11 protein-coding genes, 1 tRNA gene, 1 pseudogene, 1 CRISPR repeat array and 2 riboswitches are annotated in these 19427 nt (G+C 27.7%); of the genes and pseudogenes, 5 read left to right on the top strand and 8 right to left on the bottom strand.

The genetic code is table 11. The annotated features are described in order from the left end of the window. The first annotated feature begins 147 nt into the window (after window positions 1-147). Both JJC02_08125 and JJC02_08120 read left to right on the top strand, forming a co-directional pair. Window positions 148-699 (top strand): helix-turn-helix transcriptional regulator, encoded by a 552-nt coding sequence (locus JJC02_08125; protein ID UDN56106.1) that lies wholly within the window; start codon window positions 148-150, stop codon window positions 697-699. Window positions 700-1381: 682 nt separating this feature from the next. Beyond that, window positions 1382-1805: a CRISPR direct-repeat array (repeat unit 29 nt; unit sequence ATTTACATACCACATAGTTAATATAAAAC). Window positions 1806-2566: 761 nt separating this feature from the next. Further along, complete coding sequence (locus tag JJC02_08120; protein UDN56105.1) at window positions 2567-3838, top strand: amidohydrolase family protein; 1272 nt, start codon at window positions 2567-2569, stop codon at window positions 3836-3838. Between the two features lie 160 nt (window positions 3839-3998). Here the strand turns inward: JJC02_08120 and JJC02_08115 are convergent, their stop codons facing one another. From JJC02_08115 to JJC02_08085, 7 genes and pseudogenes are all read right to left on the bottom strand, one after another. Further along, the gene (locus JJC02_08115) at window positions 3999-4130 is read right to left on the bottom strand and encodes a transposase (protein UDN56104.1); all 132 of its coding nucleotides are present in this window, start codon (window positions 4128-4130) and stop codon (window positions 3999-4001) included. A gap of 104 nt (window positions 4131-4234) precedes the next feature. Further along, a pseudogene (locus JJC02_08110) lies at window positions 4235-4330 on the bottom strand (transposase). A gap of 55 nt (window positions 4331-4385) precedes the next feature. Further along, window positions 4386-6743 carry an HAD-IC family P-type ATPase gene (locus JJC02_08105; protein ID UDN56103.1) on the bottom strand — a complete coding sequence of 786 codons (2358 nt, stop codon included), beginning with the start codon at window positions 6741-6743 and terminating at the stop codon, window positions 4386-4388. Between the two features lie 453 nt (window positions 6744-7196). Then, window positions 7197-8654 (bottom strand): aminomethyl-transferring glycine dehydrogenase subunit GcvPB, encoded by a 1458-nt coding sequence (gene gcvPB, locus JJC02_08100; GenBank protein UDN56102.1) that lies wholly within the window; start codon window positions 8652-8654, stop codon window positions 7197-7199. Then, window positions 8654-11128 (bottom strand): aminomethyl-transferring glycine dehydrogenase subunit GcvPA, encoded by a 2475-nt coding sequence (gene gcvPA / locus JJC02_08095; protein UDN56101.1) that lies wholly within the window; start codon window positions 11126-11128, stop codon window positions 8654-8656. Before gcvPA ends, gcvPB begins: the two co-directional genes overlap by 1 nt. Before the next feature lie 208 nt (window positions 11129-11336). Then, window positions 11337-11441: riboswitch (glycine riboswitch) on the bottom strand. A 470-nt stretch (window positions 11442-11911) separates the two neighbouring features. Further along, window positions 11912-11992: transfer RNA gene (locus JJC02_08090), tRNA-Leu, on the bottom strand. 109 nt (window positions 11993-12101) lie between these two features. Further along, on the bottom strand, window positions 12102-13832 hold the full coding sequence (locus JJC02_08085; GenBank protein UDN56100.1) for a Na+/H+ antiporter NhaC family protein: 1731 nt from the start codon (window positions 13830-13832) through the stop codon (window positions 12102-12104). A gap of 487 nt (window positions 13833-14319) precedes the next feature. Here JJC02_08085 and JJC02_08080 point away from each other — a divergent pair, with 487 nt between their 5' ends. The 3 genes from JJC02_08080 (at window position 14320) to JJC02_08070 (ending at window position 17117) form a co-directional block, all read left to right on the top strand. Beyond that, window positions 14320-15306: a lipoate--protein ligase gene (locus tag JJC02_08080; protein ID UDN56099.1), complete on the top strand. Its 987-nt coding sequence runs from the start codon at window positions 14320-14322 to the stop codon at window positions 15304-15306. 90 nt (window positions 15307-15396) lie between these two features. Next, window positions 15397-15501: riboswitch (SAM riboswitch) on the top strand. Window positions 15502-15611: 110 nt separating this feature from the next. After that, window positions 15612-16415 carry a methionine-binding protein gene (locus JJC02_08075; GenBank protein ID UDN56098.1) on the top strand — a complete coding sequence of 268 codons (804 nt, stop codon included), beginning with the start codon at window positions 15612-15614 and terminating at the stop codon, window positions 16413-16415. Window positions 16416-16517: 102 nt separating this feature from the next. Continuing rightward, entirely contained in the window at window positions 16518-17117 is a 600-nt protein-coding gene (locus tag JJC02_08070; protein UDN56097.1) for a TerD family protein, read from the top strand. A 69-nt stretch (window positions 17118-17186) separates the two neighbouring features. Here JJC02_08070 and JJC02_08065 read toward each other — a convergent pair whose 3' ends face one another. Beyond that, window positions 17187-19046, bottom strand: a complete 1860-nt coding sequence (locus JJC02_08065) for an EAL domain-containing protein (GenBank protein UDN56096.1) — start codon at window positions 19044-19046, stop codon at window positions 17187-17189. Between the last annotated feature and the right edge of the window lie 381 nt (window positions 19047-19427).

The following is a 19427-nucleotide window of genomic DNA, read 5'->3' as shown; positions in this document are numbered from 1 at the left end:
AACCCTTTATGGAGTATAATCTATATTACGGACGTACAGTATATTTAACGTTTATTATATTATACATTCATAAATTATAAATAACGTTAAATAAATTATACATTCGTAAATTATACTTGTCAATAATTTACATTTTAAGGAGTTAATATGAGTATTAATACTATTATTGCTAAAAATCTAAATAGATTACGTAATGAGCGTAACTTAAGTCTAGGTCAACTTGCTGAATTATCTGGTGTAAGTAAAGTCATGCTATCACAAATTGAAAAAGGTGACTCAAATCCCACAGTAAATACAATTTGGAAAATTGCAGGTGGGCTAAATGTTCCATATACTGCAATACTTGACCAACCTCAAAACGAAACTTTCATTGTTTCAAAAAATGATATAAATGTACAAGTTTCAGAAAATGAAGATTATCGTCTTTATTGTTATTATTCTAATACACCAACTAGAAACTTTGAGTTACTTCAAATGGAACTAGAAGCAGGTCATAGTTATACATCTGTTGGTCATTCCGAAAAATCACAAGAATATATTATGATTATAGAAGGTCAATTAAAATTAGAAGTAAATGATTCTATTTATCAACTTAAAGAAAATGACTCTATTTGTTTTTCAGCTAAATCAATGCATACATATCACAATCAAGGAGAAAAAGAATTGAAAACAGTGATAATAAATTATTATCCAGTTTAGATACGCTTTTTAAGAATAGGATAATAATTTTCTTACCCAAAAAGATAATTCTCATTGTTTAGGATTTATCTTTTTTATTTTCCTTATCTTTATAAATTTATTATATATCTTTACACTTTTATAAATTATGTTATAATAATCTTATGTAAAAGTTTTATATTTTTGACAAATGGAGTATGAAGTACTCCCTTTTTCTTTTTTATTGCTATGATAAACATTTATTTTAAATTAAGTGTTATCATAAAAAAATACAAAATGTCTCTTAATATGTACATTTTTCATTGTTGTAATAATGATTTTATGTATATATTTCTCACAATTGGAGTGCTTTTGCACTCTTTTTTAATTCTTTTAGATATTTTATATAGCATTTAACAGTTCATTATTTAATTCCTCTAGCTTCGTATCTAAATTAGAAGTTTTACTATTTATAATACTTTTAGATTCTTTAATTCTGATAAAAGCTTTAAGCTTCTTTGTATTAGCATAAAGATAAGTATCTTCACTTTAGTAGGTATTTTCACTACTATTAACAATTCCTAATGTATATTTATATTTAAAATTTAATTCCATCGAAAATTCGAATAGCTGTTTGTATTATTGCCATATTATTACTCTCCTTTCTTAAGTTTTTGTATAAAAAAACACCTACTATTTGAGTAAGTGTTATTTAGTGGTTTCGATTTTAAATTCACATAGTTAATGTAAAACTTTAGATACTACTGGTGTTGACACTCCTATAAACTTTATTTATATACCACTTAGTTAATATAAAACTATTATAAATGACAAGGGGAGAAGTGGCATTGTATTATTTACATACCACATAGTTAATATAAAACTTTTTTGGGGAGTATGTATTTTAATATGTGTTGTTATATTTACATACCACATAGTTAATATAAAACCTTAAGCTGATTTATTTAAACCATACGTTTTGTCAAAATTTACATACCACATAGTTAATATAAAACTTAATGTTGAGTGTATAAATACATATGAAGCTATACAATTTACATACCACATAGTTAATATAAAACAGTTTGGTGAGAAAGATGGGAAAAGTTATATTAACACATTTACATACCACATAGTTAATATAAAACCCCAAAATAAATTGAGCATTTTCAATACCTTAAATCACATAATTCTCTTAAAATTGCAGTGAGCGACCAGTAGTGTTTTTTGATACTTTATAAAAAACCTCTATAAAACAGTAATTTCAATAACTACAAACAATTTTCCAAAAAAAACGAACACTGCAAAGTTTCTATATTTTTATTATATCATAAATAGATTATTTTTGAATATTTATGTAAATTTATAATTTAATAAAAATAAATACACTTTAATTTACAAAAAAATAATTATTTATATTAAAATGAGTTAACTTAAACAAGCAAATTTAATAAAATAAATATATTCTTTAAAAAACTATTAGAAACTAATAACCTTCTATGTATAAAGATACATGAATTAAGACATGCAAATGCAAGCTTACTTCTTCTAACTGTAACCAACATAAAAATAATTTCTGAAAGATTAGGACATACAGTTATTAAAAATAGATATAAATAGATATTCTCACATTTTAGATTAAATGAATAAATAAATAACCAAGAATATAAGCACTGCTCTCTTTAAATAATATTAGTTTTATATCAGTTAACATCATGTTTTTCTTAAATGTCAGTAATATATATTAGGAAATGCTAGTAAACAACTGTATTTCACTGCTGTTTACTATTCTCTAATAGTATTTATAACTCAGATTTGATATAATAGATATGGTAAAAGTTTAATTTATAAAACAAAAATATAACTTACATATGTTAAAATCAACAAATCTAAAACTAAGGAGACTTATATGTTAAAAGCAATAAAAGGGAATATAATTTTCACAAAAACTTCAGACACCTTCACAGTATTTGAAAATAGTTACATTATACTATACAAAGGCAAAGTAAAAGGAATCTTTAAAGACATACCTGAAGAATATAATAATCTAGAAATAGTAGATTACACCGATAAACTTATAATACCTGGTATGAACGACCTTCATTGCCATGCCTCTCAATTTAAAAATCTAGGAATAGCTATGGATAAAGAACTTTTGCCATGGCTTGAAACTTATGTGTTTCCAGAAGAATCAAATTATACAGATATAGAATATGCAACAAAAATGTATAAAAAATTTGTAAAAGAAGTTTGGAAATCTGGAACAACAAGAACAGCTGTATTTGCCACAGTACATAAAGAAGCTTCTATGAAACTTATGGATATATTCAAAGAAGTTGGTATTGGAGCATATATTGGTAAAGTAAATATGGATATGAATTGCCCTGATGCTTTACTAGAGAATACTTATAAATCTATTGCTGATACAGAAGAAATTATAAATAAATACAATGATAAAGAGTCTATTGTAAAACCAATCATAACTCCTAGATTCATACCAAGTTGTACGAGTGAACTTTTAAAAGGTTTGGGAGATTTATGTTTAAAGTATAATATGCCTATACAATCACACTTATCTGAGAATTATGATGAAATTGAATGGGTTAAAAGTTTAGAACCTAAATCTAAATTTTATGGAGATGCCTATAATATGTATAATTTATTTGGTCAAACTCCTACTTTAATGGCTCACTGTGTTCATTGTTCTCAAGAAGAAATGGATTTAATGAGGGAAAATAATGTTATGGCAGTTCACTGCCCTGCTTCTAACTTTAATGTTGGTAGTGGTGCTATGCCTATTAGAAAATTCCTTGATAATCGTATTAAATTAGCCCTTGGTTCGGATATAAGCGGTGGGCATACCTTGTCAATATTTAAAGCAATAGTGTCTGCAATACAGTTATCTAAATTATATTGGGTGAACTCTGGTAAGGAACTTAACTTCTTATCTTTATCTGAAGCTTTTTATATTGCAACTAAAAGTGGAGGAAGTTTCTTTGGAAAAGTTGGTAGCTTTGAAGAAGATTATGATTTTGATGCATTAATTATTGATGATTCAGATTTAAATCACGCCAATTACTCTATACTTGAAAGACTTGAAAAATTTATCTATGTTGGTGATGACAGAAATATCATTCATAGATATGTATGTGGAAACTTAATCGAAGAACCTAATATATAATAATTTACATAATTATAACTAATAAAAGGGATTGTCTCAAAATGTGTACTGAGACCCAAAAGTTAAACTTTATACAGGAATGGAATTTTCATTCCTGTATTTTTAAATTTATGCAACTTTAGATTCATATTCAAACCTATATTTAACAGGGAATTTTTCTTTAATTCTTTTGATTAATAACTATACCATTATTTTTTAGTGAAACTTTAATTCGGCAATAGCCATATCTACCATTATGTTCTTCAAAAATAGAGACGATTTTTTCTTCTTTAGTGTTTTTATTTTTATTCATTGATGCTTTTCTTTCGTTTTAGACAGGTCATCGACATCACCATGTAAAAACTTTTGTTTTCATGTTGCTATAAGTTTACTGTTGTTCATTCAAAAATTGTTAACAACTCCATATTGTTTTGCTATTGAAACATATCCTCCTTCTCTATTTAAATAGGGCTTAACTACTTTTAATTTGAAATTAAAATCATATTTAGCCATATAGAAACACCCCCATCGTTAGATTTTTGGTCCAACAATTGGGGTGCAGTACAAATTAATTTAAATCTGGAGCTACTGTATCTAATATCTCATCCAACACGAATAACATAACTTTTATCATAATTGGCATTAATACTGCTAGTACCATAGTTATTAGAATTAATTCTCTACTCAATGCTACAAATGAGAATAATCCACCTAAAAATAGAATTCCAATAACAAATGCAATAGTCATACTTACAATTAAAAATAACCTCTCTTTATTAAATGGTAAACATTGTTGTCTTAATATTAAAAGACCACATACACCAGTTAATATCGCACACATAGTAGAAAATACACTTGAACTATAACCTAAGTATTCAACTATATTGTAAACAATAATTACATTTACTGTCACACATAGTGCTCCTGGCAATGCATTTTTTAATATATTGAGTAAAAAATTTCCTGAAATTCTACTTTTATTTGCTTCAAGAGCTAAGAAGAATGACGGTATACCAACTGTTACAGCTCCAATTAGTGATAATTGTATAGGCACGAATGGATACTGTCTACTAAAGAAAAATAATGTTAATAGCGACAAGAAGAATGAAAAAATTGTCTTTACTAAAAATAAAGAAGATGCTCTTTGAATATTATTAATCACCTTTCTTCCTTCCATAACAACTTTTGGCATTGATGCAAAATTTGAATCCAACAATACTAAATTAGAAACATTTTTAGTAACATCACTTCCAGAAGCCATAGCTATACTACAATCAGCTTCTTTAAGTGCTAAAACATCATTTACGCCATCTCCAGTCATAGCTACTGTATGATTTTGTTTTTTTAATGCTAAAATCATTTGTTTTTTCTGTTGAGGGCTTACCCTTCCAAAGACGCTGTATTTATCAACTGCCTCATATATATCATCATTATTTTTAAGTGTTGTTGCATCAATAAAATTACTAGCCGTTTTAAGACCTGCTTTTCTAGCCACTTCACTTACTGTTACTGGATTGTCTCCAGATATAATTTTTATATCTACGCCTTCATTATAAAAAAATTCTAAAGTTGCCTTAGCCTCATCTCTAATTTTGTCCAATATTAATATAAAAGCTAATGGTTTTATATCTTCAGGTATATTATTTTCTTCCATATAAGAATTACTATGAGCTAAAACTATTACCCTATTGCCTTTTTTAGAATATTTTTCAACCTCTGTTTTAAGTTCTTTATGTTTATCCTTAAAAATAAACTCAAATGCCCCTAGTAAATATGTACCTTTATCTTCAAAGGCTACTCCACTGTATTTTCTTTCTGATGAAAATGGTATTAAATTTTTAACTTTATAAGTATCTAAAATACGGTATTTATCCCTTATTGCACTTATTGTTGCATTATCATCCTTAAGGGAATTACATATATTTCCCATTATATCATCAATATCTATTTCATCCAGTATTACTACATCATCAACCTGCATTTTACCTTCTGTAATTGTGCCTGTTTTATCAAGACATAATGTATCAACTCTAGCAAGAGTCTCTACACAGTATAATTCTTGCACTAAAGTTTTATGACTTGCAAGCTTTATAGTTCCTACAGCTAGAGCAATACTTGTAAGCAATGTCAATCCCTCTGGTATCATACCATTTACAGCTGCCACAGTACCTACTACAGATGTAGTTATAGAATCTCCATTTCCAAAATGTTGTTTTACAAATAATATAATCCCTAGAGGAATAATTATTATACCTACAATTTTTAATATTGTATTTAATGAATTTCTAAGCTGAGAATTATGTTTTCTAGAAATCTTGGCATCACTAGCTATCTTATTTGCATAGTTATCTTTTCCTATATTTTCAACTCTCACAAAAGCCTCTCCAGAAACTACAAAACTACCAGAATATAAGAAATCACCTTTATTTTTTATAATAATATCAGATTCACCTGTAATTAAAGACTCATTTACCTCTAATTTTCCATCTAATACCTTTGAATCTGCACAAATTTGATTCCCTGTTTTTAAAATCATAATATCGTCTAATACTAATTCTTGTACATCAATCTCTTTTTTCTCTTCTTCCCTTATAACAGATACCTTATTTGAAACTATGACAGATAGATTGTCCAACAATCTTTTGGCTCTTATTTCTTGAATTACTCCTATAATAGTATTAATTACAGCAATAAATATAAATAAAGTATTTTTAAAAGAGCCAACTGATACCAATAGACAAACTAAAACAATATTTATAAGATTAAAAAGTGTAAATACATTATCTTTAAAAATTTGTTTATATGTTTTAGTTTTTCCATTATCAAATACATTAATTAAATTATCATCTATCCTACTTTGAAGTTGCCCACTGCTTAATCCCATATTTATATCACAATTATACCTTTTTAAATTAGCACTATCCATATTCTACTCCTTTCAACTTAACGCTTTTTTATACTTAAATCTACAGATATATTATAAAACTCCCAATTTTTATATTTTATTATTCTATAGTTTATATAATAAAATATAAATCTAAAGATTTTAATAATATAATTCTTAAGATTTCCTAAATTTTTATAAATTTCGATATATTTTAGTTAAGTTTCTCTTAAGCTAAAAGGGTAAATATAATTTTAGCAAAATAAATTTCCATAATTTTTATGAATATTGGAATCGTAATCATCATGTTAATATTCTATATAGACACTAATATAATTTAAAGCTTTAGCAGTAAATATTATATATATAAATACACAGAAAAAGGTGGGGTCTCAAAATGATTTTTTAGTTCATAAGGAACTCTTTTTGTATGAAATCAAATATATTTTCATCATTCCAACAATGAAAAAGAGACTTATCTCTATTTTTAATTATTTATCTTTGCGACCATGTAAGTATAGGTTTCTTTACTGCCCTTGCATCATCCACTCTCTTAACTAAAGTATTGTGTGGAGCAGTTTTCAATAGTTCTGGTTCTTCTTTTGCCTCCTTAGCAACATTTTTCATAGCTTCTATAAAACTATCTAATGTCTCTATGCTCTCACTTTCTGTAGGCTCTATCATAAGTGCCTCATTTATGATAAGAGGAAAATACATTGTTGGAGGATGATATCCATAATCCAGTAATCTCTTTGCTATATCTATAGTTTTTATATTTGCCTCTCCTCTTGGTAACCCACCTAATACAAACTCATGTTTACATAAGGTATCTATTGGTAATATATAGTCATCTTTTATACTCTCTTTGATATAATTTGCATTTAAAACTGCCATTTCACTAGCCTCTTTAAGCCCATCTCTTCCCATAGTTAATATATATGTGTAAGCTCTTACAAGCACTCCAAAGTTACCATAGAAGTTTTTAATTTTTCCAATAGATTTTTCTCTATCATAATTTAATACATACTTATCTTCTTGTTTTTCAATTACTGGTATTGGTAAAAAAGGTACCAATTCTTTTTTGACTCCAACAGGACCAGCTCCCGGACCCCCTCCTCCATGAGGAGTAGAAAAAGTCTTATGAAGATTAAGATGCACTACATCAAATCCCATATCTCCAGGTCTTGTTATTCCCATAATGGCATTCATATTTGCACCATCATAGTACAAGAGTCCTCCTGCTTCATGTACAAGACTTGCTATCTCTTTTATATTTTTTTCAAACAATCCAAGAGTACTTGGATTAGTAAGCATAAGAGCTGCTACTTCATCACTTAAAACTGCTTTTAACGCATCTATGTCTATAGCTCCATTTTTATCAGATGCTATCTGAATCACATCAAAGTTTGCCATAGCTGCACTTGCTGGGTTTGTTCCATGTGCAGAATCAGGAATTATTACTTTGTTTCTCTTATGGTCTCCTCTGTTTTCATGATATGCTTTTATAATCATAAGACCTGTAAATTCACCATGTGAACCTGCTGAAGGTTGTAGTGTAACTTCATCCATACCTGTAATTTCTGCAAGTCTATTTGACAAGTCATACATTAAAGAAAGAGAACCTTGTGCTGTGTATGAAGATTGGTATGGATGCATTGCAGTAAAATTTGGAAGTGCTGCCATATCTTCATTTATTTTAGGGTTATATTTCATAGTACAAGAACCTAAAGGATAAAAACCTGTGTCAACTCCAAAATTTTTATTTGATAATAGGGTATAATGTCTAACTAATTCTAATTCGCCAACTTCTGGTAAATTCAATTCACTTTGTCTAACCATACTTTGGTCAATCATATCTTCTACTTTTATATCGTCTATATCTAATTTTGGAAGCGAATATGCTTTTCTACCTTTTTTAGATATATCTATCAACAAACTATTATATTCTTTCATTATAATCCCTCCATTATTCCGACTAACTTATCTATTTCTTCTTTGCTTCTTTTTTCAGTCACACAAAGTAAAGTTGAATTTTTTAATTCTGGGTAATTGTATTCTAAATTATAACCACCTAATATATTTTCTTCTAAAAGTTTATTATTTATAGTTTCTATATTAAGATTTCCTTGCACAGTAAATTCTTTGAAAAATTTACCTTTAAATATTGGCTTATATTTTCCTGTTTGTATAAGTTTATTATAAGTATAATGTGCTTTTTCCATAGATTGCATGCCAACCTCTTTAAATCCTTCTTTCCCCATAGTAGCCATATATATTGAAGCTACAAGAGCATTTAAAGCTTGATTTGAACATATATTAGAAGTTGCTTTTTCTCTTCTTACATGTTGTTCTCTAGTTTGTAAAGTTAGCACATATGCAGTTTTTCCTTCTGTATCTAAGCTTTGCCCAACTATTCTTCCTGGCATTTTTCTAGTATACTTAGATTTACTAGCCAAAAATCCTACATAAGGTCCTCCAAAGTTAAGAGGATTTCCTAGTGATTGAGCTTCTCCAACAACAATATCTGCTCCTATCTCACCTGGTGTCTTTAAAACACCCAATGATATTGGGTCAACACTCATAATTAACATAGCCTTATTTTCATGAGTTATCTTTTCTATTTCTTCCATCTCTTCAATAATACCAAAGAAGTTAGGAGTCTGTATAAGAACACATGCTGTATCTTTATCTACTGAAGCACTTAATTTTTCTATATCCGTAGTTCCATATTCATTACAAAAATCAATTTCTACTATTTCACAATCTTTGTATTGTAGATAAGTCTTAAGTACTGATAAAGTTTCAGGATGTGTAGTTTTTGATACTACTATTTTACTTTTTCTGGTCTGATTCATAGCCATTATGCATGCTTCTATTGCAGCAGTTGCTCCATCATACATTGATGCATTTGCAATTTCCATTCCAGTAATTTCTGCAATCATAGATTGGAACTCAAACACTACTTGTAAAGTCCCTTGACTTATTTCAGCTTGATATGGAGTATATGCTGTATAAAATTCAGACCTTGAAGTTATATGTTTTATAATTGACGGTATATAATGGTCATATGCACCAGCTCCAAGAAAACAAGTCAAGTCTTCTAGACTTAAATTTTCTTCTGACAATCTCTTTAATATTTTACTTACCTCTAATTCAGACTTTCCACTTTCCAAGTTTAAATCTCTTTTTAACTTTATTTCATCTGGTATATCTGAAAATAATTCATTAACTGAATTTAATCCTACTACCTTTAACATTTTTGATTTATCTTCACTTGTGGCAGGTATATATGAAAATTTATTTTCTTCATTCAATATAGTATTATCTTTTTTATATTGTTTTTTATAAAAAGGCTTCTTAACTATCGTAGCAGGAACAACTTTTTTTCTGATTACTATACCTATTTCATTTCCTACTTTTGCATACTTAGAATCTATAATTCCCATGCCTAAAATCTTTCCTGTCGTTGGAGATGCACATCCTGTTGTTACAAAACCTACTATTTTGTCACCAATTTTTATATCGTATCCACTTCTAGGCATCCCTTTGCCTTGCATTTCAAATCCAACTAATTTTCTTTTAGCTCCTTTTTCTTTTTCTTCTGATAAAACTGTTTTTCCAATAAAGTTTTCCTTGTTTGTTTTTACAAAAATGGATAAGCCTCCTTCAATTGGAGATATATGTTCACTTATTTCATGACCATATAGAGGTAGAGCTGCTTCAAATCTCAAAGTATCTCTACAACCTAAACCAGCAGGACATATATATTTTCCTCCAGTTTTTAAAACTTCATTCCAAATTGTTTCTGTATGTTCATTTTTACAGTATATCTCAAATCCATCTTCTCCAGTATATCCTGTTCTTGAAACTAAACAAGTTAAACCACATATTTTTGTTGATGGAATTGACTTATAAAATTTTATTGATTTTAAATCTATGTCTGTAATTTTTTGAAGAATTTCTTCTGCTTTAGAACCTTGAACTGCTAATTGACCCACTTCATTAGAAATATTTTTTATATCTACATTGTATCCTTCACTTTGTTTTATTATCCATGCTACATCTTTATCTATATTTCCTGCATTTATTACTAATAAATAATCTTCTTCACCAAATTTATATATTAATAAATCATCAACTATTCCCCCATTTTCATAACACATAGGTGTATATATAATGTCATTTATCTTTAATGTACTTATATCATTTGTAACTAAGTTTTGTATAAATTTTTCTGACTCTACTCCTTTTACTTGTACCTCTCCCATATGAGATACATCAAAGATACCTGCACTTTTTCTAACCATTTCATGCTCTTTATTTATTCCCTTATATTCTAAAGGCATTTCCCAGCCAGAAAATTCAACAAGTTTTGCTCCAAGTTCTTTGTGTATATTATACAAAGGTAATCTCTTCAATTCATTCATATATAATCCTCCCTATAAATTAGACCCACTCTATTTAAGCAATTTCGATATTATGTCCTATACTTTTTCATAAAAAAAAGATATATTAACATGGAAAATAATCCTAGCCTATATATCCCTGTTTGTATACCTGAAAGATTTAATAATTTAATATTATTTTGCTTCTTCGGTGACTTATAGTATATTAACCTAAGTCTTTCCAGAGTCCCATCAACTAGCGATATCTTTGCCTGAAAGTTTCTCTAAGAATTGGCATTTCTTAAATTTCTTCTTCGGCGCCTTTTTATATAAAGGTCTCTCTCGCTAATCTCATTTGGAAATATTTATTTTCATTTTTATTGTATGAATATTTCAATTAAATGTCAACACATTATATTTATTTTTTTTTATGTATTATTTTTTTTGTTAAATTTTTATTATCAATTATATTACTTTTATATTATTAACTTTTATACATATATGTTATATATTAATGTAAAATAATATATTTATTTAATTTATTATTAATATGTCATACAAAACACTAAAAGTAAAGTTATATTGTAATTTACTATATTATGTTAAAGATATATTCATACATACAATAGAATCGTTTGCAATTTTATAAATATATTTTTAGACAACAAAAAAAGCACTTAATGTGCTTTTTTGTATTTATTAGTAAAATATTTTATAAATATATTCATATTGTATTTAACTTATCTATCAAAAAATAAAAACGGGATAGCCCACTCCGAAAGCCAGCAACCCCAGTTTTTTCCAGTACAACTAAGTACTGTAAAATGCGGATGAAGGGAGTCGAACCCCCACGCCAATGGCGCTAGATCCTAAGTCTAGTGCGTCTGCCAATTCCGCCACATCCGCTTATTACTCTTTTATTTTACTATATTTCGCTATTCTTTTCAATAACTTTTTAAAATTATCTATAAACTGATAAAACAATCATAATAAAAGGTGAAATTTATTTATATCCTTATTCTACAAGTTCAATTTCTGCTTCATCTACTCTCTTACCAATTATTTGAATGCCTACAAATATAGCAACTATAGCCACTGGCAACACTATATATATTGGCAATCCAAATCCAGCTGGTATGTATCCAAATACAACGGTAATTACTGCTGTAAATATAGCATACGGTATTTGAGTATTAACATGGTCTATATGATTACAACCAGCTCCCATTGAAGAAAGTATTGTTGTATCTGAAATAGGAGAACAATGGTCTCCAAATATTGCACCTGTTAAAACTGCACTTGTACTTACTATTACATAAGACATATCAGGATTTAGTGAGTATGCTAGTGGTATTGCAAGTGGCATAAGTATACCCATTGTTCCATAAGCTGTTCCAGTAGCAAATGATATTATTGCTCCTAAACCAAATATTAAACTTGGCAATAAAAATGGAGGTAATGAACCTGATAATAAGTGTATTAAAAATTTAGCTGTACCTAACTCTTTTATTACTGAACTCAATGACCATGCAAGTATTAATATTACACCAGTGATTACTAAACTTTTCATTCCATCTATCCAAACATCAATTGCCTCTGATATTGTAAAAATCTTTTTGACTACAGCCATTATAATAGCAACCAAACTTGCAACAAGTGCAGACTGGAATAATGCTCTAGATGCATCAGATGCACTAAATGCTTCTTTTATTGCTTCAAATGAATACGGCGAATTCGTAAATAACTGTATAAGAGCCTTATTCTCCCCTCCCATTATAGATGTATATCCACTATAATAGAATGATGTTAATGCAACTATTATTAATGTGCCTATCGGGATTATAGCATTCCATACACTCAATCTTACTCCATTTTTTGGAGCTAAATCATCTAATTCTTCTACACCTTCATCAAGGTCTGTACCAATTTTTCTACTTCTAGATTTTATCTCTGCTTTTCTCATTGGTCCAAATTCTTTTAATAATAATGCTGATAATACAATAAACACTAATATTAATATGTTATAAAATCTAAATGGTATTGTATTTAAAAATATACCAAATGCGTCAACATCTACATTTATGCTTTCAAAAGCGTCATGTATTAAACCAACTTCAAGACCTATCCATGTAGATATTATAGCTAATCCAGCAACTGGTGCTGCTGTAGCATCTATTATAAATGCCAACTTTTCTCTTGATATTTTCATCTTATCTGCAACAGGTCTCATCATAGGACCTACTATTAATGAATTTGCATAATCATCAAAGAATACTAAAAGTCCCAAAAACCATGTTATAAGCTGTGTACCTTTTGCTGATTTAGCTCTTTTAGCAAGCGCTTCAGCTATAGCCTTAGCTCCTCCCATCTTAGCAACAAGATTTATTACTCCTCCAATTACCAGAACTTGTAGTATTATTCCTGCATTCCATGGGTCTGCCAAAGATACTAAAGCTCTATCTACCAAATCTAAAAAAGCTTGTATAAATGTCGCAAAAACATTAATACCACTAGCTTTAATTATAAAACTACCAGAAATAATCCCTATAAATAATGAAATTATTACGTTTTTAGTTATAAATGCAAGTACTATAGCAACTACTGGTGGTATTAAAGTTAAGATTCCAAATTTTTCTGCATTAGCTAATGCAATAGTGTCTATATCCTCCTCTGCAAAAACCATTACTGTTGACATTATGAACATAATTGTCGTCAGAAAAATAATATTAATTTTTTTGTTCCTCATGTAAATCTCCCTCTCTTTTTAATTTTGTGAATTATACAGGGTATTATTTTCTGATAAAACTAAAAAAGCCTTGAGTGGTAAACACTCAAGGCTTAAACATTACAATACATAAACAATATTAAAAATAAATATAATATAATTCCTTAAATGATAGCTCACCACAAATAAACCTGTGACAGTTGTACACATTTTCTATGTACCCCCAGCAATATAATCTTAAAGCATCGATTATAAAACTTCGGCAATATCTCCTTTCCTAATAATTCTCTGTGCTTAACTCCTTATTAGTACTGATAGACTATTGCGCCTCTACCTTTTTATTCACTTTTATTAAACACATTTTGAGTATATATTATTTATTTAAACTTTGCAAGGTAGTTTTTAAAATTTCTAATTTAAAGGACTTTTTACACTATTGTCGAATTATAAAATTAATTGTACTAAGACTAACAAAAAAATTTTATCACTTATTGGAGGAATTACTTTAATGTTATTAATTTATAATGAAAAAACAAACCCTTATTTTAATTTAGCAATGGAAGAATATATTCTAAAAAACTTTGATGAAGACTTATTTATTTTATGGAGGAATGAACCTTCTATAATCGTTGGAAAAAATCAAAATACACTTTCTGAAATAAATTTAGAATATATAAAAGAACATTCTATACCTGTTGTTAGGAGACAATCTGGTGGTGGAGCTGTATTTCATGATTTAGGAAACATAAATTTTACATTCATAGCTTGTAATAATAATAGTTTCAGTGATTTCAGAAGATTCACTCAACCAATAATAGACTTACTTAAAACATTAGGCGTCAATGCTGAATTTTCTGGAAGAAACGACCTCCTTATAGATGGTAAGAAATTTTCTGGAAATGCTCAATATAATTACAAAAACAAAGTAATGCATCATGGCACACTTTTATTTTCATCTGAGATAAACGACCTTTCAAGTGCACTAAAAGTTAAACCTATAAAATTTGAAGGAAAGGGAATAAAATCTGTAAAATCCCGTGTAACTAATATAAGTGAACATCTACAATCTAAAATGGATATACTGGAATTTAAAGATGCAATAATGAACTATCTTTCTAAAATAAATACTGATAATACTAATTATTGTTTAAGTGAATATGATATAGAACAGATAGAAAAACTTACTAAATCAAAATATGAAACTTGGGATTGGAACTTTGGCAATTCACCAAAATATACTCTTTCAAATGAATTAAAATATTCTGGTGGAAATGTTGAATTTAATTTAAATGTTGATAAAGGCATAATAAGCACTATAAAATTTTTTGGAGATTTTTTTGGAAAACGTGATGTTTCATTTGTAGAAGATAAACTTATTGGTATAAAACATGAGGAAAATGCTTTGAGAAATATCTTAGACTCTATTGAAATAAATGATTATTTCTTAGGCGCTAATACTGATATTCTAGTTTCTGGAATTTTAGGTGTTAAATGAGTATGTTAAATATTTTAAAATATTTATAAAATTATATTTACAGATATAAAAAATCATGATAATATTTATAACATAATTAAAAATTAATACTTCTTATCCAGAGTGGTGAAGGGACTGGCCCTATGAAACCCAGCAACCAGTATATTTTATATACATTGGTGCTAAATCCTGCAGTATTATACTGAAAGATGAGTCTAAATTAGCTTTTAAAGCCTGAGTTTAAACTCAGGCTTATTTTATTTTGCAGTGTAATAAAAAGGGTATTTTATTTTTAACTAATCAATTATATTCAGGAGGGAATTTATATGAAATTCAAAAAATTATTATGTTTGTTATTATGTTTAGTATTTACCTTATCTATAGTGGGATGTTCTAAAGACAAAGGCAAAGATGATAAAAAAATAGTTGTCGGAGCTACTTTAGTCCCAGGTGGAGAATTATTAGAAGAATTAAAACCACTTATTAAAGAAAAAGGCTATACTTTAGAAATTAAAAATTTTGATGATTACATACTTCCAAACGAGGCTTTAAATAATGGAGAAATTGATGCAAATCTATTCCAACACGAACCTTATCTAAAAGAAGCAGTTAAAGCTAAAGGCTACAAAATAATGGCTGGTAAAAAACTATATGTATGTCCAGCAATACTTTACTCTTATAAGATAAAATCTGTTGATGAATTTAAAAAAGGAGATACAATTGCAATAAGCAACAATCCATCTTCTTGTTCTAAGAACCTTAGATACCTTGAAAGTATTGGTCTTTTAACTTTACCTAAAGGTAATGAATTAGTTAGCCCTAAGGATATAATAGAAAATCCAAAGGAGATACAATTCAAAGAATTAGATATTGCTCAAATTCCGTCTTCTCTTCCAGATGTAACTGCTGCATTTATAGATACTACTTATGCAGTACCTGCTGGTCTTGATGCTAAGAAAAATGGAATTTATACAGCTCCTGTAAATGATGAATATGCAAATCTTTTGGCATTTAGAACTGAAGATAAAGATAGCGAAAAAATTAAAGTTTTACAAGATGTTCTTACATCAGACAAAGCAAGAAGTATAATTGAAGAAAAGTACAAAGGTGTTGTAATTCCTATTTTTTAGTATATTTAGTATAATTTTAATATTATTATCCTAATCTTGTTGAACATTGACTTATTAAGTGCTACCATTTAAATAAATCTATGTTTATGGAGGAAGATTACTATGGCTATAGAACTAAAAAAGGGGCAAAAAATAAACCTTACAAAAAAAGAAAATAGTAATTTAGGTGAAATTTTAGTTAATTTAAATTGGAACCAAAAAATACAAAAAAAAGGTTTTTTTGGCTCTCTAAAAAGCAGTAATATAGATTTAGATTTAGGTTGCTTGTTTGAAATGAAAAATGGTGTAAAAGGTGCTGTTCAGGCGTTAGGTAATTCTTTTGGTAATTTGGAGTATCCACCTTTTGCACAATTAGATGGAGATGACCGCACAGGAAGTAATACACAGGGAGAAAATTTGAGAATAAATGGTAATAAAATAAAAGAAATAAAGAGAATACTTATTTATGCTTTTATCTATGAAGGTGTAGCTAATTGGTCTGAAGCTGATGGAATTGTAACAATCAAACAAAAACAAGATTCAGATTTAGTTGTTAAACTTGATGAACATAAAAATGGCTATAATATGTGTTCAATAGCATTGATAGAAAATGTAGATGATGAGACATTCAGTGTTGAAAAAGTAGTTAAATACTTTAAAGGACATAGAGAAATGGATACTGAGTTCAATTGGGGCTTAAAATGGGTTGCAGGAAGAAAATAAGTATATTTTATTTAAGAAACTATGAGTAAATTAGCTCATAGTCTCTTTTTTGTCTGAAAATTATTTTTTCTAACTATTATAAATAAATTCTTTATCTAATATTTCTTCAAATTCTAATATAGGCATTGGCTTATAAAAAACAAATCCTTGAACTAAATCACACCCAATATCTTTAAGGAATTCAACTTGTTCCTTACATTCAATACCTTCAGCAACAGTTGTTATATTCAGTTCCTTTAGCATATGTATAATATTTTTTATTACTATCTTCTCTTTATCTTTATCTAAACTAGACTTGAAAAACATAGAATCAAGCTTTAAAACGTCAAATGGTAAATCTTTTAAAACACTCAAAGATGAATAACCTTTTCCAAAATCATCTAGAGAACAAGTAAATCCATTTTTATGCAAGTCATGTATAATTTCTAAAAGATGTTCTTGATTCTCAAAAGCAACACTCTCAGTAAATTCAATTTCTATAGTATTTTTAGGTATACTGTATTTATTCTGTATATTGGAGTAAATTTCTACAAATTTAGTATTGTAGAATTGTATTCTAGAAACATTAACTGATATTTGAACAAAAGGTTTATTCTCATCTAATCTCTTTCTAATCCACTTACAAACTTCCTCAAAAACATACTTATCTACTAAAGCGATAAAGAAATTCTTTTCTAGAACTGGAATAAATATTTCTGGAGATATAATACCTTTATCTGGAGTCATCCAACGCACTAAAGCTTCTGCACAACTTATTTTTTGATTATGTAAATTAACTTTAGGCTGAAAATAAACTATAAATTCTCTTTTTTCAATAGCTTCATGTATTCTACTCTTGATTGTATTTTCCTCAATCATTTTTTTACGAATATTTTCATTATAAAAAGCATAATTAGTACCTGGTTTATTCTTAATAGTTTTTTGTGCAAAGTTCGCTCGATTTATTAAGTCATCTATATTTAGTTTTTCATTTACATCTTCAACACAACAAATTCCACTAACAATAGTAATACTATATTTGTTTTTAATTTCATTTGTAATATTAATCAGTTTATCATCTACAAATTGCTGTCTTATAACTAAATCCTCCTTATATGAATAGCATCTTAAAACAACAAATCTATCTGCAATTTCTCTTGCAAATATTTCATATTTTCCGATATCATTCATCATGAGATTAGCATATCGCTTCAGTATCATGTCACCATAATCATATCCAAATATATCATTAATATATTTAAAATTTTCAAAATCTATATAGAATATTGCAAATTTCTTGTCCTTATACCTATAAATATTTTGACTTGCATCCAATTTAAACTTTTCTATAGTATTTGCTCCTGTGAGTTCATCTTTATATGCAATGTTTTTTAAGTCTACATTTAATTTTTCCAATCTAATCATTTTTTTACTATACTGTATAATCAATATACTCCATGCTAATATACCTATAATAGATATAATGATTATTAAGGTCGTTAAATAATCACTTTTCTCTTTAGAAAAGTTTTCTATTTCAAACACTGTATCATTTGCAAGATAAAAAAACTCTTCACTCGTGCTTAATAATTGGCTACTGTCTCCCTTCATTCTCACTTTCTTGATTTCAATATTTAAATCTTTCCACTTTTCTTCTAGTAATAGCAAGTCCTCATTATATTTATTACAATCAGTGACTACTAAACCATATTTCCCATGCCCTCTAACCAATTCATGTAAGATTTCATCAATATATTCTATTAATTTATCATTTGGTTGATGGTTCATCTCTAATTTGGTCAAACGTTGACTAGCTCCACGAACAATACCAACATAATTAATTAGTTTCCCATAATCTCCAATATTATGAATTAATTTAATAGAAATGTAACTTATAGAAATCAATAAAATAAATAAGACTAAGGTAGCTACTCTCAAAACTCTCTTCATAAAATACCCCTATCCGCTATGTCGTTTTCCATATTTATTGTATATTTATAATTATTTTTCAAATAGAGTGCATGAAAATCCAATAAAATTTTTTATACAATTAGAATATATAAAACCTTATTTTACATAGTTCCTTTTTAGAATTTTGTTTATAAAAACTTTTTTCTAATATACAAGTTCTTATAAATTATTACTTCTTAATATAATTTACAATATTTATAATTACAAAATACCGTTTAAAATCATATAATAATGACTATATACTTATATAATTTAATTATATTTAAAAATTCTTCTTTTTGTCCAGTATAACTTTATATTTTATTAGATTTTAAATAGATTTATATTATTATAATCAATACTATTACTTAAACTATAAAA

Source organism: Clostridioides sp. ES-S-0054-01 (assembly GCA_021561035.1).
Lineage (GTDB): Bacteria > Bacillota > Clostridia > Peptostreptococcales > Peptostreptococcaceae > Clostridioides.
This window is presented reverse-complemented; position numbering and strand designations above follow the sequence as displayed.

Bases quoted from the DNA above. Each gene is read 5' to 3' on its own strand.
- JJC02_08125 (UDN56106.1), top strand. From the start codon at position 148: ATGAGTATTAATACTATTATTGCTAAAAATCTAAATAGATTACGTAAT.
- JJC02_08120 (UDN56105.1), top strand. From the start codon at position 2,567: ATGTTAAAAGCAATAAAAGGGAATATAATTTTCACAAAAACTTCAGAC.
- JJC02_08115 (UDN56104.1), bottom strand. From the start codon at position 4,130: ATGAATAAAAATAAAAACACTAAAGAAGAAAAAATCGTCTCTATTTTT.
- JJC02_08105 (UDN56103.1), bottom strand. From the start codon at position 6,743: ATGGATAGTGCTAATTTAAAAAGGTATAATTGTGATATAAATATGGGA.
- gcvPB (UDN56102.1), bottom strand. From the start codon at position 8,654: ATGAAAGAATATAATAGTTTGTTGATAGATATATCTAAAAAAGGTAGA.
- gcvPA (UDN56101.1), bottom strand. From the start codon at position 11,128: ATGAATGAATTGAAGAGATTACCTTTGTATAATATACACAAAGAACTT.
- JJC02_08085 (UDN56100.1), bottom strand. From the start codon at position 13,832: ATGAGGAACAAAAAAATTAATATTATTTTTCTGACGACAATTATGTTC.
- JJC02_08080 (UDN56099.1), top strand. From the start codon at position 14,320: ATGTTATTAATTTATAATGAAAAAACAAACCCTTATTTTAATTTAGCA.
- JJC02_08075 (UDN56098.1), top strand. From the start codon at position 15,612: ATGAAATTCAAAAAATTATTATGTTTGTTATTATGTTTAGTATTTACC.
- JJC02_08070 (UDN56097.1), top strand. From the start codon at position 16,518: ATGGCTATAGAACTAAAAAAGGGGCAAAAAATAAACCTTACAAAAAAA.
- JJC02_08065 (UDN56096.1), bottom strand. From the start codon at position 19,046: ATGAAGAGAGTTTTGAGAGTAGCTACCTTAGTCTTATTTATTTTATTG.